The organism is Pseudozobellia thermophila (genome assembly GCF_900141855.1).
GTDB lineage: Bacteria > Bacteroidota > Bacteroidia > Flavobacteriales > Flavobacteriaceae > Pseudozobellia > Pseudozobellia thermophila.
In genome coordinates, this window is sequence record NZ_FQYU01000005.1 from 70214 (window position 1) to 96059 (window position 25846).

A 25846-nucleotide genomic window follows, 5' to 3' on the forward strand; every position below is an offset into this window, starting at 1 on the left:
ATTCCCTTTTTTCGGAATTTGACGGTAGCAACCCAAAAGCCCTTCTTTATCCTCCTTTGACAATAGAGAAGGGTTTTTTATACTTAGGACCTTGTGGAAACGAAAAAGAAAGACATACGGGCACTCACCAAGGAACAGCTGCGCGATTTCTTTGTGGCCCATGGCGACAAGGCATTTCGGGGCAACCAGGTCTACGAATGGCTGTGGCAGAAGTCTGCCCATTCCTTTGAGGGGATGACCAATCTTTCGAAGGCCACAAGGGAAATGTTGGAAGCCAACTTTGTGATCAACCATATTCGGGTCGATCAAATGCAGCGCAGTAGCGACGGCACCATAAAAAATGCCGTAAGACTCCACGACGGTCTAGTGGTCGAATCGGTCCTTATACCTACAAGTTCCCGTACCACGGCCTGTGTTTCGAGCCAAGTGGGCTGTAGCTTGGATTGCCGTTTCTGTGCCACTGCACGCCTTAAGCGCATGCGCAACCTGAACCCCGATGAGATCTATGACCAGGTGGTGGCCATAGACAATGAAAGCAGGCTGTACTTTGACAGGCCCTTGAGCAATATTGTTTTTATGGGGATGGGCGAACCCCTGATGAATTACAACAATGTTTTAAAGGCCATAGAGAAAATTACCTCTCCTGAAGGCCTGGCCATGTCGCCGAAACGTATTACGGTCTCCACTTCGGGCGTTCCGAAAATGATTCGGAAAATGGCCGATGACGGGGTGAAGTTCAAGTTGGCCGTGTCCCTGCATTCCGCAATCGATGAAATACGGACCACCATCATGCCCTTCAACGCTACCTTCACCTTGGCCGACTTGCGCGAAGCCTTGCAGTATTGGTACGACAAGACCAAGAGCAGGATTACCTACGAGTATGTGGTTTGGAAGGGAATTAACGATACGCAGAAAGATGTCGATGCCTTGGTGCGCTTTTGCCGCTTCGCCCCTTCGAAGGTAAACCTTATAGAGTACAACCCTATCGATGATGGCGAGTTTCTTCAGGCCCCCGATTCGGCCATCGATAGGTATGTCGATACCCTGGAGCGAAACGGAATAACCGTTACGGTAAGACGCTCGCGGGGCAAGGATATCGATGCGGCCTGTGGCCAATTGGCGAACAAACAATAGTTTCCTTTCCCATATAGCCTAAAAACCGGTGCCCTGATAAATAGATTTTCCATTCGTCGGCCAGAACGGTCAACTGCAAACTATTTTCCCTAAATTTACCCCTTCGCGAAACCATTGTGCGAATAAACCGAACTGCTTGAAGATCGTAGCTCAAATAAAGGACCCGGTAAATAAGGAAATGGAACTTTTTGAAACGAAGTTCCGGGAGGCTATGTCCTCCAAAGTGGCCCTGTTGAACCGCATTACCTATTACATCGTTAACCGAAAGGGCAAACAAATGAGGCCCATGTTCGTTTTTTTGACGGCCAAGCTCTTGAGCAACGGCGAGGTCAACGAACGTACCTATCGGGGCGCCTCGGTCATCGAATTGATACACACCGCCACCTTGGTGCACGACGATGTGGTCGACGAAAGCAGTAAACGGCGTGGCTTTTTCTCCATCAACGCCCTTTGGAAAAACAAGATTGCCGTTTTGGTCGGCGATTATTTGCTGTCAAAGGGTTTATTGCTCTCGATAGACAACGGTGATTTTGACCTGCTGAGAATTATATCGGTGGCCGTAAGGGAAATGAGCGAGGGCGAACTCCTGCAGATCGAGAAGGCCAGGCGATTGGATATTACCGAAGCGGTTTACTACGATATCATCCGCCAAAAGACGGCAACCTTGATCGCGGCCTGCTGCAGTCTGGGAGCCTGTTCGGTAAAACCCGATACGGAGCATGTCGAAACCTTCCGTGAGTTCGGGGAGTTGTGCGGAATGGCCTTTCAGATCAAGGACGACCTCTTCGATTACGGGGAGGACAAAATAGGAAAGCCCACGGGTATCGATATCAAGGAACAAAAAATGACCCTGCCCCTGATCTATACCCTGAACCATTGCTCGAAGTCGGAAAGACGATGGCTGATCAATTCGATCAAGAACCATAACAAGGACAAAAAACGGGTCAAGGAGGTTATTGCCTTTGTCAAAGACCGAGGGGGACTGGAGTACGCCGTAGAAAAAATGTTGGAGTTTAAGGAAAGGGCCCTTGCCATCCTAAGATCCTACCCCGAATCGGAATACCGAAGCTCCCTTGAGCTTATGGTCAATTATGTCGTCGACCGAAAAAAATAGCCTTTTCCTTGGGCCTGCCCTTTCTTTTTTTTGCCCTAGGCAACCTTTTTCCCTTTTTCCGCGTCTATCTTTATAGAAGCCAATAACGTTAGAATTGAAGATCATTCCATTTTACAAAAACGAAAAGCAGCTCATACGCAAATCGATATCCGGCCATCGGGACGCCCAACAGCGGCTCTATGAAAAATATGCGCCGATTATGTTGAGCGTATGTAGGCGGTATGTCAAGGATCTACAGTTTGCCGAAGACGTCATGGTCACGGGCTTTGTCAAGGTCTTCAAGAATTTGGAAAGCTACCGGGGCGATGGCAGTTTCGAAGGCTGGGTGCGTAAAATTATGGTGAGGGAAAGTATTTCCTATTTGCGCAAACATCAATTCGTGGTGTTCGACAATTGTGTTTTTGAGGAGGCGGCCTTGCAGGTGGACAAAGAAGACCCACTTGACGTGGAATACATCCAGCATTTGATCGATGCCCTTCCCGAAGGCTACCGCACCGTTTTTGTGCTTTATGCCGTCGAGGGGTATAAACATCAGGATATCGCCCAAATTCTGGGCATTGCCGAGAGTACTTCGAAGTCACAGCTCTCTAAGGCCCGTAAATGGCTTCAAGAAAAACTAAAACAACAAAATGTCATAGGATATGCGGACAGATGAAACGGATAATTTTATAAGGAAGCGCTTGGAGGGGCGTAGGTTGCAACCTTCGCCCAAGGCATGGGAACGAATTCAGGAACAGTTGGAAACCTCGCGCAAACCAAGGCCCAAACCCTACAATAGGTATGTTATGGCCGCAAGCTTTGCGGGTATATTGCTCGCTTCGATAATCTACCTTGCCACCCAACGAACCGAAGTGGGGCCACCTATGGAGGTTACGGATGTCGAAGTCGACGAGGCACCTCAAAAGGCCGTCGAGGAAACCCCGGGCACCGATCCCATCATTGGGGAGGATGTACCGGCGGAGGTGGCGGGGCATAAGGGGAACGCCGCGACCAAGGGAGCGGATACCGATGAGGCCGAAGTATCCGATAGTTGGGGCGAAGAACTCGTATCCGTCGATAAAACGGAAGGCGTGGCCAAGGAACCGGTGGTTTTGGTCGATGCCCCCAAAACCCTCATCGATGCCAAGGTCGATGAAATCGTTACCAAAATAGAAGGTCTCGAAAAGGATGAGGTCGCCGTATCCGATGCCGAGATCGACGAACTGCTGCGAGCCGCCCAGCGAGAAATTATCTTGGAGGGCGAACTGGGTAAAAATGGGCGAACGGTCGATGCCATGGCCCTTTTGGCCGACGTTGAATACGAGATAGACCAATCGTTCCGCGATCAGATTTTTGAGGCCCTTAAAGAACGTTTGCTCAAGGTCAGGACGGCCGTGGCTACCAGAAACGAATAAATTATCATATTCGACCGCACTTCGTCCCTGTCGAAAGGGGAGGGGTTTATTCATCAATCATCAATTATCAATCATCAATTATCAATTACCAGTTATCAATTATCAATCAAATCAGTTGTCATGAAAACTATTGTTACCTATTTAATTGTGCTTTTACTTACCTTTTTTGCCCATCAGGCCCTAGCTCAGGAAGACGGGGACACTTCCTATGAAATCCAAAGGCTTGAGGGCAAAAAGGAGGAGGTAGTGCAAAACGAGCGCGAGGCCTTAAAAATCGAGGTGGAGGAGATAAACGGGCGATTGCGGAACAAGGAGATTACGAAGGAGGAGGCCGGGCGATTGAAAAAGGCGGCGGCGGAAAAACGGGCCAAGAATATCGAGAACAAGTTGGCGATCATAGAAAATAGCATCCAACTCCTGAAGCGGACGGGTACCACCGACCTGAACCTGGATACCAATAGTATCGAAGTGGCCATTGGAGGGAAAGACGAAGGGGGCGATGTGCTTTTCGGGGTAAAGTACAACTCCGGAAATCAAAAAAAGGTGGTCTTCGACAAACGGACCTATAGTTATCCCGTAGTGGCCATCGGCCTTAACAATGCCCTTTTCGAGGGGGGATCCCTCGACGATTCGCCCTATAAGGTAGGGGGCAGCCGCTTTTTTGAACTGGGATGGGTGTGGAGGACACGGGTCTTCGAAAATTCCAATTTTCTGCGACTGGCCTATGGGGCATCACTTCAGTTCAACGGTCTAAAACCTGAAGATAACCAATACTTCGTGATGCAGGATGGTGAAGCCCGGTTACAGGAGTTCGAAACCGACTTGAAGAAGTCCAAATTTAGAATGGATAACCTGGTGTTTCCCGTTCATTTTGAAATCGGACCTTCAAATTTTTCAAGTAGCGATGAAAAGATCAGGTACGATATTCACAACAAATTTAGGGTGGGCCTTGGTGGCTATGCCGGATTTAACCTCGGAACACGGCAAAAACTCAAGTATGAGGTTGATGGCGAAACGGTAAAGGACAAACTCAAGCGAAGTTACAATACGAGTAATTTTATCTACGGTCTAAGCGGATATTTGGGTTTTGATGGGGTCTTGCTATACGCCAAATACGATTTGAACCCCATTTTTAAGGATGCTTCCGTAGATCAGCACAATATTTCGTTGGGCCTGAGATTCGACCTTGACTAGTCCGAATCCAAGGCTTTGCGCATGGCTTCGGAAAATTCATCCTCAAAATATACCCGTTTGCAGTGCGAGCATTCGGCGATCAAGTGGTTCGATATCTTAAAGAGCTTGATCCAAAACAGGTGGAACCAATTGCTCGATTTTGAAACTGAAATAGTGCCCACTTGCTCGCAATAGGGGCAAGCTACCCCGGTAAGTTGCTTAATTTCCGTTTTTCCCGGGCGGGTTCCAAAGAAAAGAATCATTTGTATCGTTTTTTTTGTACTCGTCGGTCGTGCCAAAGTTATATCAAAAATACCATCGGCCAAAGGAGGGAAGGGCTTGGGTCCGACCAAGCCCATTCGAGCCCCGGGGAGTTGCCAAATGTCTTGCTTTATAGTAAATTTACGGTCTGGAAAAAAGCCGTGTTTTTTCCGTTTTCCGATAGGCTCCGGTAGTCCCTTTGCTTTACAGGGCGGTAGCTTTTGCAAGAGCGGCCGGTGCCAAACCAGGTTTAATTATTTTAGCATTTAAATAGTGTCTATCTTTAGGCGCTATTTCCTTTTTACGACACGCTGTGATTTCAAAAACGACCATAGACCGAGTATTCGAAACCGCCCGATTGGAGGAGGTTATCGGGGATTTTGTGCAGTTGAAAAAATCGGGGGCGAACTTTAAGGGCCTGAGCCCGTTTACCGACGAAAGGACCCCCAGTTTTATGGTCTCGCCGGTCAAGCAGATCTGGAAGGACTTTAGTAGTGGCAAAGGGGGCAATGTTGTTGCCTTTTTAATGGAGCACGAACATTTTACCTATCCCGAGGCCATAAAATACTTGGCCAAAAAATACAATATCGAGGTAGAGGAGACCGAGCGTACCGATGAGCAAAAGCAAGAGGCGGATGAGCGTGAGAGCATGTATTTGGTTTCCGAGTTTGCCCAAAGGCACTTTGCCGATATGCTTTGGAATAGCGAACTGGGCAAAGCCATTGGCCTTACGTATTTCAAGGAAAGGGGCTTTACCCCCGAGACCATCAAGAAATTCGGTCTGGGCTATTGTTTGGACCAATGGGACGGCTTTACCAACGCCGCCCTGGATAAGGGCTACCGCTTAAGCTATTTGGAGAAAACGGGACTCACCATCGTCAAGCCCGACCCCAATAACCCTAACGGGACCAGAAAATTTGACAGGTTCAAGGGGCGGGTCATGTTTCCGATCCATTCCATGAGCGGCCGGGTATTGGGCTTTGGGGGGCGTATTCTGACCAACGACAAGAAGGCGGCCAAGTACCTGAATTCGCCCGAAAGCGATATCTACCACAAAAGCAAGGTGCTTTACGGCATTTTTTATGCAAAGAAAGCCATTGCCAAAGAAGACAACTGCTTTTTGGTCGAGGGCTATACCGATGTTATCCAATTGCACCAACGGGGTCTGGAAAATGTCGTCTCGTCGAGTGGTACGGCCTTGACCCCGGAACAGATCCGCCTGATCAATCGCCTGACCAAGAACATCACGGTCTTGTTCGATGGCGATGCCGCAGGGCTTAGGGCCTCGTTGCGGGGCATCGACCTGATCTTGGAGCAGGGGATGAACGTAAAGGTCTGTACCTTTCCCGAAGGCGAAGACCCCGATAGTTTTGCCAAGAACAACGAATTGGAAGACATCGTGGGCTATTTGGAGGGGAATGCCAAGGATTTTATCCAGTTCAAGGCCAATTTATTGGCCAAGGAAGCCGCCAACGATCCAATCAAGCGTGCCGAAACGGTGCGCGATATCGTCAACAGTATTGCCAAGATACCCGATGGGATCAAGCAAGAGATCTATATACAGGAGTGTGCGGGCATTATGAACGTGTCCGAATCCGTACTGTTCAGTACCCTGGCCCAAATCGGAAAAAAGGAATCTACGGAGGCATCGAAAAAGCAGCGGCAAGAGCAAAAGGCCTTTGATGTCGTAAAGAACGATGCCACGGTCGAAAAGGTCGACGTACAATACGAATTGGAACGCAAGATCATCGAAATTCTATTGCTGTACGGCAATAACACCGAAAAGTTCGAAGATCTGGTACTTAAGGAAAGCGAAACGGGTGAGCTGGTCCTCGAGCCCGAGTCGGTAGAGGCCAAGGTATACGAAAAGATCTACCTCGATCTTCAGGAAGACGAGATCGAACTGGCCAACGAACGTTTTCGAACTATTTATTACAAGCTTATCGAAGCCTTGAACCAATCCGAAAATTTTAGCCTAAGCACTTTTTTGGGGAGTTTGGACCAGGAAATGGTCTCCGAGGTTTCTTCCATCATGATGGAAGAGGAAAAGTACACCTTGCACAATTGGGAACGCAAGGACATTTACCCCAAGGACAAAAAGATAGGGGTGGCCCAGCTGACCAGTGAGACCATATTGACCTTGCGGTGTTTCTTGATCAAAAAGCGGATGTCGGCCCTGCAAGGCGAGACAAGGGAAGGCACCCAAGACAATCGGGAGACCCTAGAGGAAATCATGAACTACATTCAATTGAACAAGCTGTTGAACCAGAAGTTGAACCGGGTACTCTCGTAAAACAAAAAAGGCCCGAACGTCTGTCCGGGCTTTTTATGCTTTATGCTACGGGAGCCTATTAGTAAAGTTCCAAGGCCTTGGCCTGTTGTAGTAGGTCTACCATATTGTCGACGTTCAATTTTTTCATCAAACGCGCCTTGTAGGTGCTGACCGTCTTTTCGTTAAGGTTCAAACCGATGGCAACGTCCTTGTTTCGCTTACCACTGGCCAAAAGTTTTAAAACCTCTACCTCACGGGTCGATAGTTTTCTGAAGAACCTCCTTGGTTTTTGGGTTCCCTCGTCAAAGGCCAACCTTTGTGCAAGTTCATTGGTGATGAACATGTTGCCTTCGCTAACTTTTCTCACGGCGGAAATAATGTAGTCGATATCCGAGGCCTTCGATAGGTATCCGAACGCACCGGCCCTTATGGTGCTTAGCGCGTAAACATCTTCGGACTGGCCGCTGTACATTAATACCTTGACATCAGGATTTTCCTTTTTCAGTTTCCTTAGGGTGGCAATTCCATTGATTTCGGGAATGTCCATTTCCAACATTATCACATCAGGAGTGACTTTCTCCAATTTTTCAAAAAGCTCGGAAGTTGTTGATGCCGTGTCGACTACTTCAAACCCTGTAGCAGCCTCTAAAACATTTGTAACACCCATTCTGACAATTGGATGATTGTCCGCAATTAGTACTTTGATCATTTTGATAGTTTTAGTCTAGATGATAAACTTTCGGTTCGGGCGTGAAAAAAAATACTGACACGCAATGTAAGGTTTAAAAATCTAATTTCTTGAACAAAAGTCATATTTTTTTCACAAAAACGGCCCGTTTTTTGAATATATTCGTTTATATTACACCTATTTAGGTCAAATTACTGTTTTAACTCAACGGGTATCTCACAAACGGGTATTGGAAGCATTTTATGCTTGTTGGCCGTATTAAATCGCATAAAGATACGAAATACTTCTTTTTCCCGGCCTGAAAAATCGTTTTCATTCTTTCCTTGGTCGAGCATGGCCATGGCCCACTCAAGTTCTGGGTATGAGGCACCTATCTGGTCTTCATCGGTTCTGTCGTCTCCCCACAGACCATCGGTCGGGGCAGCTTTGATGATTTCCTCGTTAACACCCAAATGCTTGGCTATTTCGTAGACCTCCGTTTTTAAAAGGTCGGCTATGGGGCTGAGGTCGACACCGCCATCCCCGTATTTGGTATAGAACCCGACACCAAAATCCTCCACCTTGTTTCCGGTGCCCGCAACGAGGTAGCCGTGTAGGGCGGCAAAGTAGTACAAGGTGGTCATTCGCAACCGGGCGCGGGTATTGGCCAATGACATAAAACGCTCTTCCTCGTTTTCTACCGGTGGCAGGGCATCGACCAAACTATCGAACACCGGGGTGAGGTTTACGGGCTGTCGTTTTACCTGGTCGAAGTTGGACTGAAGCCAGTCGATATGCCTCGAAGCGCGATTTACCTGATTCTCGGCCTGGTGGATGGGCATTTCCAGACACAGCAGGTCCAGGCCTGTCTTTGCACAGAGGGTCGAGGTAACCGCGGAATCTATTCCGCCCGATATGCCGATGACAAAACCCTTGATATTAGCCTTGGTGGCATATGCTTTTAGCCAATTTACGATATGGTCGGTTACCTTTTCTGTCTGCATAAGATGTTCTTTGGTTAAGATCGATTAACTTTACCGGTTAAAATTAATGTCTATCGTCTAATAATTAAAATGTATCGAAGAATTCTTTACGGACAAAGGTTCATTTTTGCGATTTTGCTGAATATCGCCGTGTTTTATGGTTGTAATGATACCGATAAGGTCGAGCAGGCGGTACAAAGGATAGGGGTCGATTTGAAAATTTCGCGTTTTGATCGCGAATTCGCCGAGGCCTCCCCCTCCGATATTCCCGCACTGAGAAAAACATATCCCTATTTATTTCCGGCCCAATACCCCGACAGTGTTTGGGTGGCCAAATTGCAAGATACCTTGCAAATAGAGCTTTTGGAAGAGGTTCAAGGGGTGTTCGCCAATTTCGACGAACAAAGGGAGGGCCTGGAAAACCTGTTCAAACATATCAAATATTACTTTCCCGACTACCAGGTGCCCGAGGTCGTCACATTGACCTCCGACGTACAATATGAAAACCGTATTATTCTGACCGACAGTCTGCTGTTGATCGGATTGGACAATTATTTGGGAGCGGAACACGAGTTCTACGGAAATATACAGAACTACATAAAGGCGAACCTCGATGAGGCCTACCTGATCAGCGATGTGGCCAGCGCCTTTGCCAAACGGGTGGTGCCCAAGCCCGAAAATCGTTCCTTCCTCGCCCGTATGGTGTATTACGGCAAGGAACTTTACTTAAAGGATAGGCTTATGCCCGGTTCTCCCGATTATTTGCGAATACACTATTCGGAAGATGAGCTCGCTTGGGCCGAAGCCAATGAAGTGCCCATTTGGCGCAACTTTATCGAAAGGGAGTATTTGTATAGTACAGACGTAAAGCTGTCCCGTAGGTTCCTGGATCCGGCACCCTTTTCAAAATTCGGGCTGGAGCTCGACAACGAATCCCCGGGCCGTATAGGTCGCTATATCGGTTGGAGGGTGGTCAGGGCCTTTATGGACAAGAACGAGGTGACCCTGCAACAAATGTTGAAATTGCCTTCGGACGAAATTTTTAAAAAATCGAACTATAAACCTGCAAAATAAATGGCGAAATTACATACATCGGAGATTACCCTAAGGGTAGGACTGGATGAAAACCGGGTACCCGAAACCTTGTCGTGGTCGGCTGAGGACGGGGGAGTTGACAACGAGGAGGCCAAAGCCATGTTGCTTTCGGTCTGGGACAGCAAGAACCGCGAGTCGCTTAAGATAGACCTCTGGACAAAGGATATGCCGGTCGATGAAATGAAGATCTTTTTTCACCAAACCCTGGTTTCGCTCTCCGATACCTTTATGAAGGCCACCCAAGACGAAAAAATGACGGCCACCATGAGGGATTTCTGCGACTACTTCGCAGAGAAGTTGGAATTAAAGAAATAGGGAAGGTAACCTATAAATCCTTCATCGGTCTTTGCAAGGCAACTACCCCATCCCGGCCATCTTTTTACCGACATGGGCAATCACTTCGTTGAACTCCCTTGAGGGACTAAAATCGATCATCTTTACGTCTTCGACCACAATGGCGGTATGCCCCGCGGGCCAATAGAAGACTTCCCCGGCACTTACGGTTTCTTCCTGGCCATCGTCGTATACGGCCTTAATCCTGCCTTCGATGACATAGCCCCAATGCGGGCAATGGCAGCTGTCGTTGCTTAAACCCTGCAACAAGGGGGTAAAGTCGGTGCCCTTGGGCAGTTCGTTGAAACATACGGTCATGCCGCCGTAATTGGGCAGGGCACGCATCACGGTACCCGGGGCCTCCATGGTAACGGGAATGTCTATTTTGTTGATTTTCAAGTCGATTTGTTTTTAGGTTCAAAAAGTGCAGGACCCTTTTCGAGTTTTATATCGGATAAAAAGGGAGGGCGATAGGGCCGACAGATCAACGGGCTGGTACGATATTCTGGTTGATATGAAAGAAATTATCCGGATCGTATTGTTTCTTGACCTTGGTCAACCGTTCGTAATTGCCCTTGTAGCCCGCCTTGATACGTTCCTGGCCTTCCTCCATCATAAAGTTGACGTAGGCCCCGCCTCCTGCGGCATGGGGTTTCATGCCCTCATAATAGTCTTTGCACCATTTGGTGATCTTGTCGGCATCGGTCGGTTCTGGGGATACGCCTACGATTACCTGTGCCCAACGCGCGCCTCGGTTGGCCCAAGCCGTGTCTTCCCGGGATACCTCGTGTACTTTTCCGTCAATGGGGTAGAGGTGCATGGTCGAACGTACGGAAGGGGTATTCGAACCGTGTTTTATGTTTTCTTGGATGCACCCATCCGTAAGTTCGTTGATGTAATGGGCTCTCCAATACCATTGCATTCCGCTCGGATAGAGTCCGTCGAAAAGACCGTTGAGGGCGGGCATCGGCATTTCGCCGACAAAGTCGAGAATGGGCGGGCCGAATTCACGGATGGGCCTGAAAACCTCTTCCGCTTTTTCCATGGGCCCCGTGTAGCACCATACCACACCACAGACCCTTTTCATGTGCAGGTGTTCGGGAAACGGATCGCCGGGAGGTACGATCAAGAAGGCGAAAAAGCCATAGAGGTCGTCCGAAGCGTTTTTGAGCATAGTGTCATAGAATTTCATGGCGTCCTCCGCCTTTTCCACTGGCCAGAACATGGGGCCGCCATAGATGTTTTTTATGGGAATCAAATTAAAGGTGAAGGATACGACGACCCCAAAGTTGCCCCCGCCACCGCGCAAGGCCCAAAAAAGATCGGGATTGTCCGACGCGCTGGCGGTAACCGTTTCACCCGTGGCCAGCACTACTTCCGCTTCCAGTAGGTTGTCTATGGTCAAACCGCCCTTTCGGCTTAAATAGCCCATTCCGCCGCCTAGGGTCAGTCCCGCCACCCCAGTTGTTCCAATGATGCCACTGGGCAGGGCCAGACCGTATTCGTGGGTGGCCTTGTCTACTTCGGCCAGGGTCCTTCCCGGTTGTATTTTAGCGGTCTTGTTGTCCGCATTTATTTCGATGGCCTTCATTTCCGAAAGGTCGATGACCAATCCATCGTTGACCAAAGCCAATCCGGCACCGTTATGCCCCCCGCTTTTTATCGAGACCTCCAAACCATTTTCCCTGGCAAAATTAACGGCTGCGACCACATCCTCCCTATCCTTGCATTTTACGATAATACTTGGGCGCTTATCGATCATCGCGTTGTAAATGCTACGGGCCTCGTCGTAATTTTTGTGTTGGGGCAGGATGATTTCGCCTTTTACCCGACTCTCCAATTCCTTGATCTTTGTTTCCATTTTGTGTGATGTATTTGTTAAGGCCGGACGGTTTTGCTACCGGCCCGTATATTCGGTCAAAATGTATTTCGTTCGGGGGAGAGGACGACGGATACGGACAGGGGGAAGCTAAGTTTTTGATAATCGTTTGTCCTGCTGCAATACGGTCTCAAAGTTACTATGGAAAAAAACTCAAAAATGTAACAGCGGGATCAAAGGCTGAAACAATTGGATCAAGGATGTACTTTTTTAATCGGAAGACGGAACAAAAGGTCCATCCCAAAACGTTTAGGCGCTGGCGGAGGAAATTTTGGCGTAGGATGTCGGCAGTACGTCATACCGGTTTCTAAAGACCCTTGTAAAATAGGTGGGACTATTAAAACCGAGGTCATAGGCAATTTCAGCTACGGTCCGTTGTTTGCATTTTAGGGCCTTGAGCGATTTTCTAAGCCGGAGTTCCCTGATCATCGTATTGGGCGACATTCCGGTAAGTAACTTTATCTTTCTATAGGTCTGGGCCTTGCTCAGCCCCAATAAGGGGCCCAGTCCATCACTTTTAAAACTGGGATTGTTCAGTTCGCTTTCCAAAATCCGTGACAGTTTCTCACAGAACAAAAAATCGGTGGCGTTTACGATCTTGACATGGGCGTGATTGATCTTAGGGGTGTTCGATTCCTTATGGGAAAGGGCTTCGGTAATCGCATCCAAATAAACCACCTTGCTCAACCCGATCCAACAGAGGGTGCGTACCCTTTTTTTTGTTTCCTCGAACAGGTCGGTCCCGCTGTCATCTACCGGATTGCCACTGACGAGGGCCAATCGGTATTCAAAATTGTCCGGAACGCTTTGCAATAAGTTGGCGATGGCCATTGCGGCTATAATGGCATCGGAAGCCAGCAGAAATGAAGCCATCGTTTCATCGTTGTGGGGCTGACGTACGATTTTTCCGTGGAATTTTTCAATCAAGTTTCTTGTTTCCCTTATATAGTGCTGGTAGTTTCCCGAAAAGTCGGAAGTGCTTATCAGTAGAATGGTTCGAAAACCAGGGTCAAGTTGGCCGTCGGCCGTATAGGCCAAATCGTTTTTTTGGGTACTGCCATGGGACATGAAAATATTGTACTCGTCGTCGGATACCTCGATGATATTGCACGCCGTCATGCCATGGGATTCTTCATGTGTCTTGTGGCAGGCTTCCTTATTGGGGCCTTCCATGAGGCAAAATACCATTTTGTCTTCTTCGTTGACCCAATACTTTCGTTGTATTACCCCAAAACGCTCCTGTACGGAAAGGTCCCTCAAGTGGGCCTGAATAACGTCCTCGACCGTAAAATCATCGGAATCAACTTGGTGTACATCCATGTATAGCGGCATAATCCTGGGTGTTAAAATTTAGAATACATCAGTGCCAATACCCCTAAATGCTTGATCTTGGGGTTTGGGCCCTATGTTGGGCCTCGGTCTTTGCTACGATAGGGGGAGCCCATGGAGGTCGGCATGGGATAAAAAACCAACTTATATATAATTCGAAGGGAATAGTATAAATATACGAATTACATGAACGTAAAATCGGACTTTTGGTTCAAATTATGCTATAAATAGGTCATAACCATCCTTTTTAGGGGAGGCGCGACTGGTTTTTGGAGGGCATTATCGGGAATCACAGGGTAAAGGAATGCGGACAGCCGCCATTTCGAAGACCGATCGATACTCTCCGGGATACGGACTTTTGCCTATAAAGGGGTTCGTTCAATTGGCCATGGGCACTTCCATCAACAACACCTTACTGGCTTCCTTAAACGTAAAATCGACCGTATCGGTATCCCATACCCCAAGGCCGTCCCTTCGGCCCAAGTTTACCTCGTCCACGGTTAGTTCCCCCTCGAGCACGAAAACGTACAGGCCGTTCGAAGCATCCTTAAAACGGTAGCTGCCTGTTCGGCCTTTTTCGAAATTCCCCAGGTGGAACCAGGCGTTTTGATGGATCCACACCCCGCTATCATCGCTATGGGGCGAAACGATTTGATGGAATCGGTTGGCCAGGTCGGCCTCCTTAAGGCTGATCTGGTCGTATCTCGGCTCTGCGTTGGCCTTATTGGGCAATACCCAAATCTGGAGAAATTTTACCTTTTTGTCGCTATTTTTGTTTTTCTCACTGTGTTGGATGCCCGACCCCGCACTCATCACTTGAACATCCCCCTGTTTAATTACCGTGGTATTGCCCATACTATCCTTGTGTTCAAGGTCGCCTTCCAAGGGTATGGAGATAATCTCCATATTGCTATGGCCGTGCGTGGCGAAACCCATTCCTGCCGAGACCTCGTCGTCGTTGAGAACGCGCAACACCCCGAAGCCCATCCGTTCCGGGTCGTGGTAGTTGGCAAAACTAAAGGTGTGGTAGGTGTTCAGCCAGCCGTGGTCGGCATGTCCGCGTGTTTCCGATCGATGTATTGTCGTTTTCATTTTAGGGTATATTTTGGGTTAAAATGCCGCTAGGCTTAAAGTACATCCCGTATTTCGGGCGTTCTCTCGAATACACTGGCCGCATAGGAACATAGGGGCAGGATCTTTTTTTTATGCTCACGGGCATAGGCAACGGCCTCCATAAGCATTTTTTTGGCAGCGCCTTTGCCCCTTAGGGCTTCGGCAACCTCGGTATGCTCGATGACCAATTTGTCCCCTTTCCATACATAGATCATTTCGGCTGCCCGTTCGCCCTCGTGTTCGATGTAAAAGCTTCCTTTTTTGCCATTGTCCTGTTGATCGATTTTCATAGGTGATGTTTTAAAGGTTAATCTTCCAAATATCCAAATTTACCCAGATTGAAGTCTTCTATGGCCTGTGCCAACTCTTCCCTGGTGTTCATTACGAAGGGCCCTTGGGCGGCAATGGGCTCATTGATGGGCTCGCCGCTCAGTATCAATACCACTGCCTCGCGATCGGCCTTTATATGAAAAGATTCGCCTTCGTTTTCAAAAAGTACAAAATGGTCGGTAGGGGCCTTTTCTTCCCCGTTGACCGTAACTTCCCCCTCAATGACCAACAATGCGGTATTGTAATGGGCGGGAAATGCGAAATCGGCGGTCGCGTCTTGGGCCAGTTTGGCATTGAACAGGTGCATGGGGGTAAAGGTCGAAGCCGCACCCCGAACATCTTTATACTGCCCGGCGATTACCTCGATCCTTCCGGCATTGTCGGGCAAGGTATGGGCATTGATGTCCTTGGGGTCCAAGGCCTGATACTTTGGGGCGGTCATTTTGTATTTGGCGGGAAGGTTCACCCACAACTGGACCATTTGAAAGTCGCCCCCGGTCTTTGAAAACCCCTCTTCGTGATATTCTTTGTGGAGTACCCCCGAAGCGGCGGTCATCCATTGCACGCCCCCTTCGCCGATTATACCCCCGCCTCCGGCACTGTCGTGATGGGCTACCCGCCCCTTGTAGGCAATGGTAACGGTCTCAAAACCGCGATGGGGGTGTACGCCTACGCCCTTGGGCTTCTCCGATGGGGGAAAATGGAATTTTGAATTGTAGTCCAAAAGAATGAAGGGACTCATTCGTTCCATGGTCAAACGGAAACTGCTGGGAATAAAATTATGTACCCGAAAACCATCTCCTACAAAATGGGGCGGTCTTGGGGGTACCACAAGTTCTATTTTTTTAACGTCCATAATCGTTGTGTTTTGTTTCCGTCAAAAATAGTATGCCCATAGCACCGGCGCATTGATGTATGTTAAGAAAGGCGTTGGCCCGGCTTAAAGTTCTTTTTGGCCAGCGCCCTGCGTACGCGGCTGAGGCTTTCGGGCGCTATGCCCAAATATGAGGCTACCATCCATTGGGGAACGCGCAGTAGCACATCGGGATGTAATTTAATGAAATTCAGGTAGCGGGTCTCGGCAGAGGCACCCAGCAAGAGTTTTACCCTTTTGTTCAAATGGCGGATGTGGTTGTGCAGCAACCTTTCGTTCAGTTTTCTGAACGAGGGGCCCAAATCGGAAATGCGCTCCATAAAGCCCTGGTCCAATAGTACCACCGTAGTATTTTCAATGGCGTCGATATAATAATCCGAGGGCTCGTTGAAGTACACGCTGCCCCGGTCGCTTACCAGCCAATTTTCCGGTGCGAACTGAAGAATGTCCTCTTTTCCCTTTTCGTTGAGGGCGTACATTCTCAAAAGTCCCTTTTCGACAAAAAAGGTAAGTGGGCAGATTTCGCCCGATTTTAACAAGAAGCCTTCTTTATCGACCTGCTTGGTGTTGATCTGGGCGCACAACTGGTCAATGGCTTCTTTGGGAAGGCCCCATTGGTTCGCGAGGTATGTTCTAAAGTTTCTGAGCATCGTGGTTTTGCCCTTGGGTCAAAGGTGGGGTGCAAGTGCCCGTTTAACGGTATCGTATGTTTGGTCGTAACTTTTTTTCAAAAGGGTCTTGGCATCCATGGTGTTCCAATAGCCCTTATTGAAAAGCTCTACCGAAAAACCTCCCCTAAAACCTGCTTTGTAGAGTTTGGGGATAAGTTCGTTGAACGGACATATGCCCTCGCCGGGCAAAACCCTATCGGCATCGGTCAACTGTTCGTAAGACGGGGTGGCGGGGTAGTCGTTCATATGCATCACCGGAAGCTTGGCCCCATTGATCAAGTCTACCGTGTTCCAATCGTTTCCTCCGCGGTAAACGTGGTAAAAATCCAAGAGTACGGTAGCTTTGGGGTGGCCCGTGGCCATGGCGATATGGGTGCAATCGGCAACCTTGTTGAGGGCGCCCATGCCCCAGAGTTCCAAAATAGGGGTAACCCCGGTTTGATCGCCCAACTCTAGGATGGCCTTATAGCGTTCGGCGTAATCGTCGTAGCGTAAAGGGTCGATTTTATCGATGCCCTGTACGGGAGCGGCAAGAAAGGTACCGCCCAAGCCTTTGGTGATCTGCATTTCGTCGCGCAGCTGAATCAGGGCCTTTTCCCTTTCGGTCGGATCATCGCTGCACCATTTCGAAAACCCGATGATATTTTCAAGTACGAGTCCCCGGTCTTGCAATTTTCTCTTTAACAAGAAGGTGTTTCCGCCTTTGTCGAGGTAGGTCTTAATGTCGCGCATCCATAGTTCTATACCATCGAATCCGGCATCGGCCACATAATCGATCTGTACATCGACGGGCAGTTTGTAATGGAGCAGGGTAGAGCAATTTAAACTGATCCGTACGGGGAGTTTGTCTTTAGCGGTTTCCCGATTGTTGTTTAATGGGCCCGTGGCAAAGGCATATCCGCCCATGGCGGCCAGTGAGCCTTTGACCGTGTTGGAAATAGCCTTTCTTCTGGAAATTTTGTCGGACATGGTATAGCGGTTGAAAAACTAAAGTTAAGGCTTTTCCCAAACTAAGCCGCCTAATGCGAAACCACTTTTAACCCGATGATCGAAATAATTAGCGTGGTGATAAAGAACAGTCTTAAAAAGGTAGTAGGTTCCTTAAAGACAAAAATCCCCACGAGTACGGTACCTACGGCACCGATCCCCGTCCATACGGCATAGGCCGTTCCTATGGGCAGGGTTTGGGTGGCCTTGATCAAGAGGGCCATGCTCATAAAAAGGGCCACAAGAAAACCCGCATACCACCAGTACATTTCATGGCCCGAGGTTTCCTTTGCTTTTCCCAGGCAGAAGGCAAAGGTTACTTCAAACAGGCCGGCAATAATCAGCAGTATCCAATTCATCGTTCGTTCTGGTTTTACAGGGTTGTAATTTTTGCAATCAATGGGCCGGTAAAGCTACATTTTCTTGGGCAATTATTTTTTATTTTAAGGAACGGCGTTTACCTGTTGCGACGGTTATGGCCGGTCTGTTTTCTATGGAAGGGGAGCTTAAATGCGCCTAGGGTTTTCTAAGTTCGAATTTTACCTTCCTCACACCGTGGTCGGTATCCCATTGTTCAACTTCGGTAAACCCCAATTTTTTGTACAAATGGGAAGCCGGCCCGTTTTTCAGTCCGGTTTCAACCGCGAATAGGCTCGAGTCGAACGAGTTGAGGGTAAATTCCATTAGCGCTTTCGCTATTCCCTGTCTGAAAAAATGAGGGTGTACCACTAAACTTCTCACATGGGTAAACTCGGCATTGTGGCCTATTTCAATAACTCCGGCCAATTGGCCTTGCTTTGTGTACCCGAAAAACCGGGAATCGCATTTCAAATAGGCTTCGAGCGGTCTTTTTAGGGGCGGAAAATCGGTGGCCTTCAACAATTCGGCCTCTATTTTGTACGAGGCTTGAAAAACCCTGCGTATCTGTTTGGCCGTATCCAAGGTGTAGTGCTGTAGTTCTTCGATCATCTTTTGGGGATGTTGTTGGTTGTTATATAGTGGCGGACCTCTTTTTTTTCGGGCTTTGGCCGTAATCGTTTTCAAGCCGGTTCTAGACCCTTCGGTCATGGTTGGCTTCCCCGTGTGGTAGCCAAGGGCGAACCATATACTTTTGTCGGGTTTGAAAATTTCGGGTACGTGCTCGGCGTTCCGTACCGCCCCTTCATAGATTGGGGGCAGACGGTTGGCTTAAATATAACAAAAAGGTGGGAACGGAGGTATTTAGGCTAAAAATGTGCAAGCCAAGGGTAGTTTTTGGCACTTTGCACAATAGCCTTAAAAATATAGAAACCCCGCCCGGTTTTTTGATGGCAACCGGGCGGGGTTTTTTTAATTTAAGAGGCGCGACCTTAGGTCGGGCCGATACCCCTAGGTCAAACTGTTATGGGTGTCAATCCGGGGTTTGGCTTAAGAGCTCCCCTTTGTCGTTCAAAACCAGGTCCCAATCGTCCTTGAGCAAGGAGTTGACCTCTACCTTGTACACGGTTTCGCCCTTGTCGCTTATGCGTTCGACATCGTCGATCCTATAGCCCTTGAATTTGGTTTTGATCGTTTGGCTTACGGCTTCGGGCAGTTCCTTTGCCGTAATTTCGTCCTTTTGCCTGACAATTTTTCCTTCCGGATCGTACCATACCTCATGGTCCCTGTCCCATCCGGTTTCGAATTCGACGTTGTAAAGGGCTCCCTTCATTTCCCATTCCACGTCGGAGGCATTGGGGAACCGGCTGTTGAATTCGTTGAGTATTACCGATGGAACTTGGTTTGGGTAAAGGTCTTGGGCGTTCGAAAAAGTAAAAAGGCCCAATGCGGCGATGTATAAAATTTGCTTTTTCATGGGTGCTATAATTTGGTTAATGCCGTAAAGAAAGCACCCCATTTTGGAAAGAATTGGGAAAAGACCTAGCCCCCAGTGGAAAATTGTACGGTAAAGCAATGGATGCCCCCGTCGAAGGCGTAGGAGACGCGATAGCCGTAGAGGTCTGAAATCGCTTTTACTATGGCGAGCCCGAGACCGGTTCCGTGGCTCTTTGAACGGCTCGTTTGAAACCTGCTGAACACCTTTTCGGGATGTAGTCTTTCATCCTTGCCCGTATTGCAAATTTCGAGGGTCGTGTCGGAGAGGCCTATCGATACCGTACCGTTTTCGACATTGTGGAAGATGGCGTTCTTAAGCAGGTTCGAAACGACGACCTGGGCCAGTATCGGGTCTATGTGCGCGTTCAGCCTACCGTTTTCAACGACCGTGGTCTCCACCTTTTTGAACGAGCTGATTTCTTCCAGTTCGGCCAGGGTCTGTGTGACCAGTGGGTTGATGGCAACTTGCTGGTTGTCGAAAAATTGCTTGTTGTCGATTTTGGAGAGCAGCAAGAGCGATTTGTTCAGGCGAACCAAGCGTTCGACAATTTGAAAGATTTCGACCAGCTTTTCGGCCTGTTCCTCCTTGAGGTCTTCCTTCTCCAATAGCAGTTCCAATTTATGGGTAACCATGGCCAAGGGCGTCTGCAGTTCGTGCGAGGCATTGCCGATAAACTCCTTTTGTTGGTCAAAAGCCGCGATACTATGCCGGAGCAAGGTGTTTACGGCGTATTGCAGATCTTTGAACTCCTTGGTGGTCGTTTGGGCCTCGGGCAGTTTTTTCGTGCTGCCGAGCCTGTAGTTTTTCAGTTGCTGCAAGAAGGCATAAAAGGGTTTCCACAGTTTTTTTAACACCCAATTGTTGATGATGATGATACTGGCGATCAAGATGATGTAGAGCCAGATAACGTCCCAAAACAGTTGGTCGATGAGGTCGTCTTCCTCGACCATGGAGTTGGCCACCTTAAGTTCGTAAAAGCGGTCCTTGATCTTGAACGAGGTGGTGAGCATCCGTACCGGTTCGGGCTCCGGCCTTTTGTCATCGGCATCCTGCATGTAAATGATGGTATCGGCATAGCGGTCGCGCATCGAAAGGGCCGTTTCCCTATCGATTTCATGTAGGGTAAAAAAACTTTCGTCAAAATAGGTTTTGGTAAGGATGCTCGAGTCTATTTTTGCATTTTGGATGATGAGGCGTTTGTAGTTTTCGAGTCCTTCGTCGATGCTGCTTTTGATCTCGTTGAGCATGTTGATGTAGAAAACGACCGACCATACCGTAACGATTGCCAAAATGGAAAGTGAAAGGTACTTTAGCGATTGGTTGAGCAGCTTCATTTTTCAACGAGTTTATAGCCCACCCCGTATACCGATACTATTTCTATGTCCGCCTGTGATCTTTGCAACTTTTTGCGCAGGTTTTTGATCTGGGAGTACATAAAATCGAGGTTGTCGGCCTGGTCGGTATTGTCGCCCCATACGTGTTCGGCCATGGCGGTTTTGGTGACCAAGCGGTTTTTGTTGAAGAGGAAGTAGTTGAGGATATCAAATTCCTTGCGGTTGAGCGGAACGCCTTTGCCATCGACGTAAAATTGCCGTTCGTTTAGGTCCAAAACCGTATTGGCGAACTCGATGGTATTCTTTCCGTTCAGGTTCTTTCTTCGGAGGATGGCCTTGACCCGGGCATTGAGTTCGGCCAGGTGGAAGGGTTTGGTCAGGTAATCGTCGGCGCCGAGTTCCAGGCCCTCGAGCTTGTCGTCGAGTGAGTCTTTGGCCGAGATGATGATCACGTTGCCGTTCTTTCCTTCCTTTTTAAGTTCCTTTAGAATATCCAATCCGCTCCCGTTGGGCAGCATGATATCGAGCAATATACAATCGTAATCGTAGACGAAGACCTTTTCCATGGCCGTATGGTAATCCGCCGCGGTCTCTATTAAAAAGTTTTCCTTTTCCAGCGATTCGGTTATACTGTTCTGTAGTTGTAGCTCGTCTTCTATTACTAAAATCTTCACCTTGCAAAGTTGCTACAAGATTTTGGAAAGAATTGGGAATTACCTGATTTTTTTAGGGGGAAGGGCCGGCCTTTTTAACCTTTTACGGTTCGATGGGCCCCAAAACCGGAACCTTGGGAAGCAGGGCAACCGGGCCGACCGGCCTATTCCCTGATTTCCTTGAATTCACTGCCCTCGTACCATTTCGGGAAATAATCCTCATTCGATAGCTTCAGTCCCACTTCAAAGAACAGTTGCAGGTCTTGGCGTACCCCGGACAGTTCGGTGGTTTCGGGGTCGTACTCGTCCCCCGGTTGGTGGTAGATATGGGCCAGGTAATGGTCTTTACTTGCCTTTATCTCCTCGATGCTTTTGTCAAAGCCTTCGTACGAACCGCTGGCATAGAGGGCCGGAATACCGATCTTGGCAAAATTGAAATGGTCCGACCTAAAAAAATACCCTTTTTCGGGATCGGGATCGGGAATGATGTACCGGTTTTGTTTGAGGGCCGCCTCTTCGGCGTATTCATCCATTTCGGAATGTCCGTAACCGGTAATGGTGAGGTCTTTCATTTTTCCGGGACTCGCCAAGGCATCGATGTTGATGTTGGCCACGGTTTTTTTGGGGTCGAAAATGGGGTTTTCCGCATAATAGGCAGACCCCAAGAGACCTTGCTCTTCGCCCGTAAGGGCAATAAAGGCCACCGAACGTTCGGTAGGGCCGTTTTTCTTAAAGGCTTCGGCAATGGCGAGCAGGCCGGCGGTACCCGAGGCGTTGTCGACGGCGCCGTTGTAGATCGAGTCGCCATCAATGGGCTTGCCTACCCCAAAGTGGTCCCAATGGGCCGAATAGATGATAACCTCGTCCTTTCGTTTGGTGCCGGGGATAAGGGCCACCACATTCTTTGAAACGTCTTTTTTGATCTGGTTGCGAATCGAAACGGAAACGGTCAGGTCGAGGGGAACGGGCTTAAAGTCCTTGTTTCTGGCCAAGGCTTTGAAATCTTGTCCTTTCATGGGCGAGGCATCGATTATTTTTTGGGCGCTTTCGCCGCTTACCCAAGACTCGACCTTTAAAAGGGGCAAATCGCTTTCTATGGTCAACCGGGCACCGCTCCAGCCCGATTCCACTACGTTCCACCCGTAGGAGGCAGGTTCGGTATCGTGAATGATGATCAGCCCATCGGCCCCTTGTCGGGCCGCTTCCTCGTACTTATAGGTCCAGCGCCCATAATAGGTCATTTCGTTGCCTTTGAACAGGGTCGAGTCGCCCGATTTAAACCCCGGGTCGTTGATCAAGACCACGGCGGTCTTGCCCTGCCAATCGATGCCTTCGTAGTCGTTCCATCCATATTCGGGGGCCACAATGCCATAGCCCGCGAAAACAAGTTCCGAATCGTCGAGGGCCACCTCTTCGGTCACTTGGTTGGTCGTGGCCACGAAATCCTTTAACAGGTGCAGGTCGAAATGGGTGTTTTTTCCTGAAATGGTCATTTTTTCGGAAGGGGAGCCGTCTATTTCGACCATAGGCACTTCCTGAAAATAGCTGTTTCCGTTGCCCGGCTCCACCCCCAGTTTTTTAAACTCGTCCCGCAAGTAGTTTACGGTCTTCGTCTCGCCTTCGGTAAACGGTTTTCTTCCCAGGAATTCATCCGATGCCAGGCGCTCGATATGGTTGGCCAGGGTGTGTTGGTCGACCTCGACGGTTGCTTCTTCCTGTTCTTTGTGGTTTCCGCAGCTTGCGAGAAGTACGAGGGCACCAATTGTAAAGATATGTTTCATTTCAAGTGCTTGTTAGGTTGAACCAAAGGCTTTTTATACCCTTCCTGGCGTAAAACACCAAGGTAGGTATGTGACTAAGGTCTGAAATCCGTTCTGATTTTGCAAGACAAAGCCGGGGAATCCCATTTTGGGGCGGGGAGGCTATCTTCCGATTAGAATAAAATAGGCTTTCGGAAGTTCGACCCCTGAAAACCGGTCGGTGAGCCCATAAAATATAACAAGGGTGACGATGATTCCCACAATGAGGATCGATCGCGACTGCTGTTCGACGGTCAAGCCAAGAATTTTTCCCTTCATTTTCTGGAAATGGATGGCGGCCATGTGTCCGAAGAACGATAAAATGGCCAGTGCGTAATAGGGAATAAAGAATAGGTTGATCGGAAACGTGTTCAATCCGGCTACGCCGAAATAAAAATTGGTATCGAGTTCCATTACATACCGTCCGATCAATACCGCCGCAACATGTATCAAAAGGAAAAATGCCAAGTAGAGTCCCGTACGAACCTGCAGTCGGTCGTAAAACCCTTGCAGGGCCCCTTTCCTGCATCGGACCAAGCTTATGCCCGAGATGATCTGTACGGCCACGGCCGCCAGAAGTGCGGTTTCGACAAAGGGATTTCGATATGCCCGTCTCAGTTGGTCCATAAGGGCGATATGGGTTTCGGCGCCATAAACGCTGGCCAGGTGATTGAAGAGATGGAGGGCGATAAAGAGGGCGAGGACCAGGCCCGATAGGTAGTGGATGCGCTTCATTTTTTTCTTGCAAAGCTCGGGCGTGGTAAGCGCAAATCATTTGATATACATCAAATTCGGTTCCTTGGGTTTCTGATTCGGCTCAGGGTTTCGAGTGAAATGCCCAAATACGAGGCGATATGGGTCAGGGCGACCCTTTGCGTGATATTCGGGCGGATGGCCAAAATATTTTCGTACTTCTGGCGGGCAGTGTAAAATTGGAGGGAAGAAATTTTCTCTTGGAGGCGAAGCATGGTTTGGGTCACCACGATCCGGACCAAGTGCTCAAAATCGTGAAATTGGCCCGACACCTTTTCGATATGGTCGCGCGACAGTTCAAGCAAAATACAGTCTTCAAGCAGTTCGATGTAGTGCGGACTGGGCCTTTGGGTAAAAAAGCTGACGATGGAACTGATGAATTCGCCCTCAAAGGCGAACCAGTCGGAAATGTCTTTCCCTTCCCTTAAATAATAGGCCCGGGCACAGCCCTTGACGATGTAGTAGGTCGAATCGGCGTATTCCCCTTCTTTGACGAGAAGGGTGTTCTTATGAAGCGGGAGCAGGGTGGCGTGCCCTGCCAATTGCTCCTTGCATGCAGCCGATAAGGGGGCATAGGTGTCGCTGATTTGATCAATTATCGCTTCCTTGGTCATCATCGCGGTGGTTTTGGTTGCGAAACTCAGGGAGACCATCGGTCGGCAAGGGGGCAACGGTCACCATTAGGGATACAGGTTGATGGTCTAGGTACATTCATTATCGTTGATTTTGGCAAAGTGTTTCGGCCACTGTTTTTCTATTCGGTTCTAAAAAACCGGTTTTGGTCGGATTCTATTTCTCGCTTCTTATAGGCAAAAATACGGTATAGGATTCATCGCCTTTCTTTATGGCCAGACATAAGGTTTTGGGCTCGCCGTCTTCGATATAGACAAAAGGCCTTTCCATTCGGTTAGGCTTTATGGTTTCGCCCTCTTTAAAGGAGAGTTCCTTTTTTAGGACCACAAAATTTTTGGCCTTTTCCCAATCGGTGCCATCGGTCGAGCTGACCAAACCGATATATTGATGGGCGTGGAAAATCCCGTAAAAACGCCCTCTTTTCCTGTCATACCACATCGACATGTCTTCGGTGTCCAGGTAGTCTATTACCGGTTTGGGCTGCATGGCAAACGGCCCGACGGGCGAATCTGAAATGGCTATGGCCTGGTTTCTGATAAAGCGTTTTTCGTTGGGTTTATCCCCTTTGACAATAAGGTAATGGCGCCCGTCCTCGCCTTTTTCGATGGCGGGGTTTACGGTAATGGTCGTAATGGGACCGGAAGGTTCTATTATGGGTTCGTCCAGCCTTTTCCAAGGACCGTTTATCGAATTGGAAATGGCGACGCCTGTTCTTTGGTTGTTGCGAAGTGCCTTGCGTATAGGACTCTCTTCCAACGATTTTCCGTGCGTATCGTACAGATCTTTTTCGGTATAGTCAAGGTCGCCCAAGTTGGTGGCTATATAGTACAGGTAATACTTTCCCTCGAATTTTTTTATTTTGGGGTTATGGGCCGTAATGGCATCCCAATGCCCCTTTCCCCTGCCTTTAAGCACGGTTTCCTGGTATTGCCAAGGGCCATTGGGGCTATCGGAGGTGGCATGGGCGATTTCGGAAAAGGTCAGCCACGCGGCAAAATCCTTTTGCCAGCGGGAATAGAACAGATGGTACTTGCCATCATCGCCTTTAATAATGGAGCCGCCCCAGTGGTAATAATCGGGATCTTTAAAAATGTTGTTCCCTGTAACCTTGTCGAACCTATTCTTAAAGGAGAGGTCATCGCCCGGGCTTTGGGAGGCCACCTTGGTTGTTATTGTCAATAACGCGGTTAAGGCGAAAAGTATTTTCATA

Annotated in this window: 28 protein-coding genes; 8 read left to right on the forward strand and 20 right to left on the reverse strand. The window is 48.7% G+C overall.

Going from position 1 to position 25846, the window contains the following annotated elements; genetic code table 11:
- Positions 1 to 93 precede the first annotated feature (93 nt).
- From rlmN to BUB37_RS13555, 5 genes are all read left to right on the forward strand, one after another.
- A complete protein-coding gene (gene rlmN / locus BUB37_RS13535) occupies positions 94 to 1134 on the forward strand; it encodes a dual-specificity RNA methyltransferase RlmN (RefSeq protein WP_072994362.1) in 1041 nt (346 codons plus the stop codon).
- A gap of 136 nt (positions 1135 to 1270) precedes the next feature.
- Positions 1271 to 2248, forward strand: a complete 978-nt coding sequence (locus BUB37_RS13540; protein WP_072994363.1) for a polyprenyl synthetase family protein — start codon at positions 1271 to 1273, stop codon at positions 2246 to 2248.
- Between the two features lie 94 nt (positions 2249 to 2342).
- On the forward strand, positions 2343 to 2903 hold the full coding sequence (locus BUB37_RS13545) for an RNA polymerase sigma factor (RefSeq protein ID WP_072994364.1): 561 nt from the start codon (positions 2343 to 2345) through the stop codon (positions 2901 to 2903).
- Positions 2890 to 3642, forward strand: coding sequence for a hypothetical protein (locus BUB37_RS13550; protein WP_139278116.1), 753 nt, complete (start codon positions 2890 to 2892; stop codon positions 3640 to 3642). The genes BUB37_RS13545 and BUB37_RS13550 overlap by 14 nt, the downstream gene beginning before the upstream one ends.
- A 120-nt stretch (positions 3643 to 3762) precedes the next feature.
- Positions 3763 to 4836, forward strand: a complete 1074-nt coding sequence (locus BUB37_RS13555) for a hypothetical protein (RefSeq protein ID WP_072994366.1) — start codon at positions 3763 to 3765, stop codon at positions 4834 to 4836.
- Here BUB37_RS13555 and BUB37_RS13560 read toward each other — a convergent pair.
- Positions 4833 to 5078 carry a zinc-ribbon domain-containing protein gene (locus BUB37_RS13560; protein ID WP_072994534.1) on the reverse strand — a complete coding sequence of 82 codons (246 nt, stop codon included), beginning with the start codon at positions 5076 to 5078 and terminating at the stop codon, positions 4833 to 4835. The two genes, BUB37_RS13555 and BUB37_RS13560, sit on opposite strands and share 4 nt — an antisense overlap.
- Before the next feature lie 311 nt (positions 5079 to 5389).
- Between BUB37_RS13560 and dnaG the strand changes: the two genes are divergently transcribed.
- Entirely contained in the window at positions 5390 to 7369 is a 1980-nt protein-coding gene (dnaG, locus tag BUB37_RS13565; RefSeq protein WP_072994367.1) for a DNA primase, read from the forward strand.
- A 58-nt stretch (positions 7370 to 7427) separates the two neighbouring features.
- On the opposite strand, the gene BUB37_RS13570 is transcribed toward dnaG, so the two are convergent.
- Both BUB37_RS13570 and nadE read right to left on the reverse strand, forming a co-directional pair.
- The gene (locus tag BUB37_RS13570) at positions 7428 to 8057 is read right to left on the reverse strand and encodes a response regulator (protein ID WP_072994368.1); all 630 of its coding nucleotides are present in this window, start codon (positions 8055 to 8057) and stop codon (positions 7428 to 7430) included.
- Positions 8058 to 8227: 170 nt separating this feature from the next.
- Positions 8228 to 9019: an NAD(+) synthase gene (gene nadE / locus BUB37_RS13575; RefSeq protein WP_072994369.1), complete on the reverse strand. Its 792-nt coding sequence runs from the start codon at positions 9017 to 9019 to the stop codon at positions 8228 to 8230.
- Between the two features lie 69 nt (positions 9020 to 9088).
- Here nadE and gldB point away from each other — a divergent pair, with 69 nt between their 5' ends.
- Together gldB and gldC are read left to right on the forward strand one after the other, a co-directional pair.
- Positions 9089 to 10072, forward strand: coding sequence for a gliding motility lipoprotein GldB (gene gldB / locus BUB37_RS13580; protein WP_072994370.1), 984 nt, complete (start codon positions 9089 to 9091; stop codon positions 10070 to 10072).
- The gene (gldC, locus tag BUB37_RS13585) at positions 10073 to 10408 is read left to right on the forward strand and encodes a gliding motility protein GldC (protein ID WP_072994371.1); all 336 of its coding nucleotides are present in this window, start codon (positions 10073 to 10075) and stop codon (positions 10406 to 10408) included. It begins immediately after the preceding gene.
- A gap of 42 nt (positions 10409 to 10450) precedes the next feature.
- On the opposite strand, the gene BUB37_RS13590 is transcribed toward gldC, so the two are convergent.
- The 17 genes from BUB37_RS13590 to BUB37_RS13670 form a co-directional block, all read right to left on the reverse strand.
- Positions 10451 to 10825 carry a cupin domain-containing protein gene (locus BUB37_RS13590; protein ID WP_072994372.1) on the reverse strand — a complete coding sequence of 125 codons (375 nt, stop codon included), beginning with the start codon at positions 10823 to 10825 and terminating at the stop codon, positions 10451 to 10453.
- Between the two features lie 85 nt (positions 10826 to 10910).
- A complete protein-coding gene (locus tag BUB37_RS13595; protein WP_072994373.1) occupies positions 10911 to 12287 on the reverse strand; it encodes an FAD-binding oxidoreductase in 1377 nt (458 codons plus the stop codon).
- 267 nt (positions 12288 to 12554) lie between these two features.
- Positions 12555 to 13637, reverse strand: a complete 1083-nt coding sequence (locus tag BUB37_RS13600) for a nickel-binding protein (protein ID WP_094766734.1) — start codon at positions 13635 to 13637, stop codon at positions 12555 to 12557.
- Between the two features lie 375 nt (positions 13638 to 14012).
- The gene (locus BUB37_RS13605) at positions 14013 to 14726 is read right to left on the reverse strand and encodes a pirin family protein (RefSeq protein WP_072994375.1); all 714 of its coding nucleotides are present in this window, start codon (positions 14724 to 14726) and stop codon (positions 14013 to 14015) included.
- Between the two features lie 35 nt (positions 14727 to 14761).
- Positions 14762 to 15037, reverse strand: coding sequence for a GNAT family N-acetyltransferase (locus BUB37_RS13610; protein ID WP_072994376.1), 276 nt, complete (start codon positions 15035 to 15037; stop codon positions 14762 to 14764).
- A 17-nt stretch (positions 15038 to 15054) separates the two neighbouring features.
- The gene (locus tag BUB37_RS13615) at positions 15055 to 15933 is read right to left on the reverse strand and encodes a pirin family protein (protein ID WP_072994377.1); all 879 of its coding nucleotides are present in this window, start codon (positions 15931 to 15933) and stop codon (positions 15055 to 15057) included.
- A gap of 62 nt (positions 15934 to 15995) precedes the next feature.
- Positions 15996 to 16601: a Crp/Fnr family transcriptional regulator gene (locus BUB37_RS13620; RefSeq protein ID WP_072994378.1), complete on the reverse strand. Its 606-nt coding sequence runs from the start codon at positions 16599 to 16601 to the stop codon at positions 15996 to 15998.
- An 18-nt stretch (positions 16602 to 16619) separates the two neighbouring features.
- Entirely contained in the window at positions 16620 to 17591 is a 972-nt protein-coding gene (locus tag BUB37_RS13625; protein ID WP_094766735.1) for a sugar phosphate isomerase/epimerase family protein, read from the reverse strand.
- 50 nt (positions 17592 to 17641) lie between these two features.
- Positions 17642 to 17968 (reverse strand): DMT family transporter, encoded by a 327-nt coding sequence (locus tag BUB37_RS13630; protein WP_072994379.1) that lies wholly within the window; start codon positions 17966 to 17968, stop codon positions 17642 to 17644.
- Positions 17969 to 18125: 157 nt separating this feature from the next.
- Positions 18126 to 18578, reverse strand: coding sequence for a GNAT family N-acetyltransferase (locus BUB37_RS13635; protein ID WP_072994536.1), 453 nt, complete (start codon positions 18576 to 18578; stop codon positions 18126 to 18128).
- A 421-nt stretch (positions 18579 to 18999) separates the two neighbouring features.
- Positions 19000 to 19443 (reverse strand): PepSY-like domain-containing protein, encoded by a 444-nt coding sequence (locus tag BUB37_RS13640; RefSeq protein WP_072994537.1) that lies wholly within the window; start codon positions 19441 to 19443, stop codon positions 19000 to 19002.
- Between the two features lie 65 nt (positions 19444 to 19508).
- Complete coding sequence (gene porY / locus BUB37_RS13645; protein WP_072994380.1) at positions 19509 to 20798, reverse strand: PorY family sensor histidine kinase; 1290 nt, start codon at positions 20796 to 20798, stop codon at positions 19509 to 19511.
- Positions 20795 to 21472 (reverse strand): response regulator transcription factor, encoded by a 678-nt coding sequence (locus tag BUB37_RS13650; protein ID WP_072994381.1) that lies wholly within the window; start codon positions 21470 to 21472, stop codon positions 20795 to 20797. The genes porY and BUB37_RS13650 overlap by 4 nt, the downstream gene beginning before the upstream one ends.
- A 143-nt stretch (positions 21473 to 21615) precedes the next feature.
- Positions 21616 to 23232 carry a M28 family metallopeptidase gene (locus BUB37_RS13655; protein WP_072994382.1) on the reverse strand — a complete coding sequence of 539 codons (1617 nt, stop codon included), beginning with the start codon at positions 23230 to 23232 and terminating at the stop codon, positions 21616 to 21618.
- Positions 23233 to 23373: 141 nt separating this feature from the next.
- Entirely contained in the window at positions 23374 to 23985 is a 612-nt protein-coding gene (locus tag BUB37_RS13660) for a succinate dehydrogenase/fumarate reductase transmembrane subunit (protein WP_072994383.1), read from the reverse strand.
- A gap of 50 nt (positions 23986 to 24035) precedes the next feature.
- Positions 24036 to 24620, reverse strand: a complete 585-nt coding sequence (locus BUB37_RS13665; protein WP_212635296.1) for a Crp/Fnr family transcriptional regulator — start codon at positions 24618 to 24620, stop codon at positions 24036 to 24038.
- 172 nt (positions 24621 to 24792) lie between these two features.
- Complete coding sequence (locus tag BUB37_RS13670; protein WP_212635297.1) at positions 24793 to 25845, reverse strand: glycoside hydrolase family protein; 1053 nt, start codon at positions 25843 to 25845, stop codon at positions 24793 to 24795.
- Position 25846: the final 1 nt, after the last annotated feature.

What these genes read in the sequence shown, in the direction of transcription:
- BUB37_RS13550 (WP_139278116.1), top strand. Translation starts at nt 2,890, where the DNA reads ATGCGGACAGATGAAACGGATAATTTTATAAGGAAGCGCTTGGAGGGG.
- BUB37_RS13555 (WP_072994366.1), top strand. Translation starts at nt 3,763, where the DNA reads ATGAAAACTATTGTTACCTATTTAATTGTGCTTTTACTTACCTTTTTT.
- BUB37_RS13560 (WP_072994534.1), bottom strand. Translation starts at nt 5,078, where the DNA reads ATGATTCTTTTCTTTGGAACCCGCCCGGGAAAAACGGAAATTAAGCAA.
- BUB37_RS13570 (WP_072994368.1), bottom strand. Translation starts at nt 8,057, where the DNA reads ATGATCAAAGTACTAATTGCGGACAATCATCCAATTGTCAGAATGGGT.
- nadE (WP_072994369.1), bottom strand. Translation starts at nt 9,019, where the DNA reads ATGCAGACAGAAAAGGTAACCGACCATATCGTAAATTGGCTAAAAGCA.
- gldB (WP_072994370.1), top strand. Translation starts at nt 9,089, where the DNA reads ATGTATCGAAGAATTCTTTACGGACAAAGGTTCATTTTTGCGATTTTG.
- gldC (WP_072994371.1), top strand. Translation starts at nt 10,073, where the DNA reads ATGGCGAAATTACATACATCGGAGATTACCCTAAGGGTAGGACTGGAT.
- BUB37_RS13595 (WP_072994373.1), bottom strand. Translation starts at nt 12,287, where the DNA reads ATGGAAACAAAGATCAAGGAATTGGAGAGTCGGGTAAAAGGCGAAATC.
- BUB37_RS13600 (WP_094766734.1), bottom strand. Translation starts at nt 13,637, where the DNA reads ATGCCGCTATACATGGATGTACACCAAGTTGATTCCGATGATTTTACG.
- BUB37_RS13605 (WP_072994375.1), bottom strand. Translation starts at nt 14,726, where the DNA reads ATGAAAACGACAATACATCGATCGGAAACACGCGGACATGCCGACCAC.
- BUB37_RS13610 (WP_072994376.1), bottom strand. Translation starts at nt 15,037, where the DNA reads ATGAAAATCGATCAACAGGACAATGGCAAAAAAGGAAGCTTTTACATC.
- BUB37_RS13615 (WP_072994377.1), bottom strand. Translation starts at nt 15,933, where the DNA reads ATGGACGTTAAAAAAATAGAACTTGTGGTACCCCCAAGACCGCCCCAT.
- BUB37_RS13620 (WP_072994378.1), bottom strand. Translation starts at nt 16,601, where the DNA reads ATGCTCAGAAACTTTAGAACATACCTCGCGAACCAATGGGGCCTTCCC.
- BUB37_RS13625 (WP_094766735.1), bottom strand. Translation starts at nt 17,591, where the DNA reads ATGTCCGACAAAATTTCCAGAAGAAAGGCTATTTCCAACACGGTCAAA.
- BUB37_RS13630 (WP_072994379.1), bottom strand. Translation starts at nt 17,968, where the DNA reads ATGAATTGGATACTGCTGATTATTGCCGGCCTGTTTGAAGTAACCTTT.
- BUB37_RS13635 (WP_072994536.1), bottom strand. Translation starts at nt 18,578, where the DNA reads ATGATCGAAGAACTACAGCACTACACCTTGGATACGGCCAAACAGATA.
- BUB37_RS13640 (WP_072994537.1), bottom strand. Translation starts at nt 19,443, where the DNA reads ATGAAAAAGCAAATTTTATACATCGCCGCATTGGGCCTTTTTACTTTT.
- porY (WP_072994380.1), bottom strand. Translation starts at nt 20,798, where the DNA reads ATGAAGCTGCTCAACCAATCGCTAAAGTACCTTTCACTTTCCATTTTG.
- BUB37_RS13655 (WP_072994382.1), bottom strand. Translation starts at nt 23,232, where the DNA reads ATGAAACATATCTTTACAATTGGTGCCCTCGTACTTCTCGCAAGCTGC.
- BUB37_RS13660 (WP_072994383.1), bottom strand. Translation starts at nt 23,985, where the DNA reads ATGAAGCGCATCCACTACCTATCGGGCCTGGTCCTCGCCCTCTTTATC.
- BUB37_RS13665 (WP_212635296.1), bottom strand. Translation starts at nt 24,620, where the DNA reads ATGATGACCAAGGAAGCGATAATTGATCAAATCAGCGACACCTATGCC.
- BUB37_RS13670 (WP_212635297.1), bottom strand. Translation starts at nt 25,845, where the DNA reads ATGAAAATACTTTTCGCCTTAACCGCGTTATTGACAATAACAACCAAG.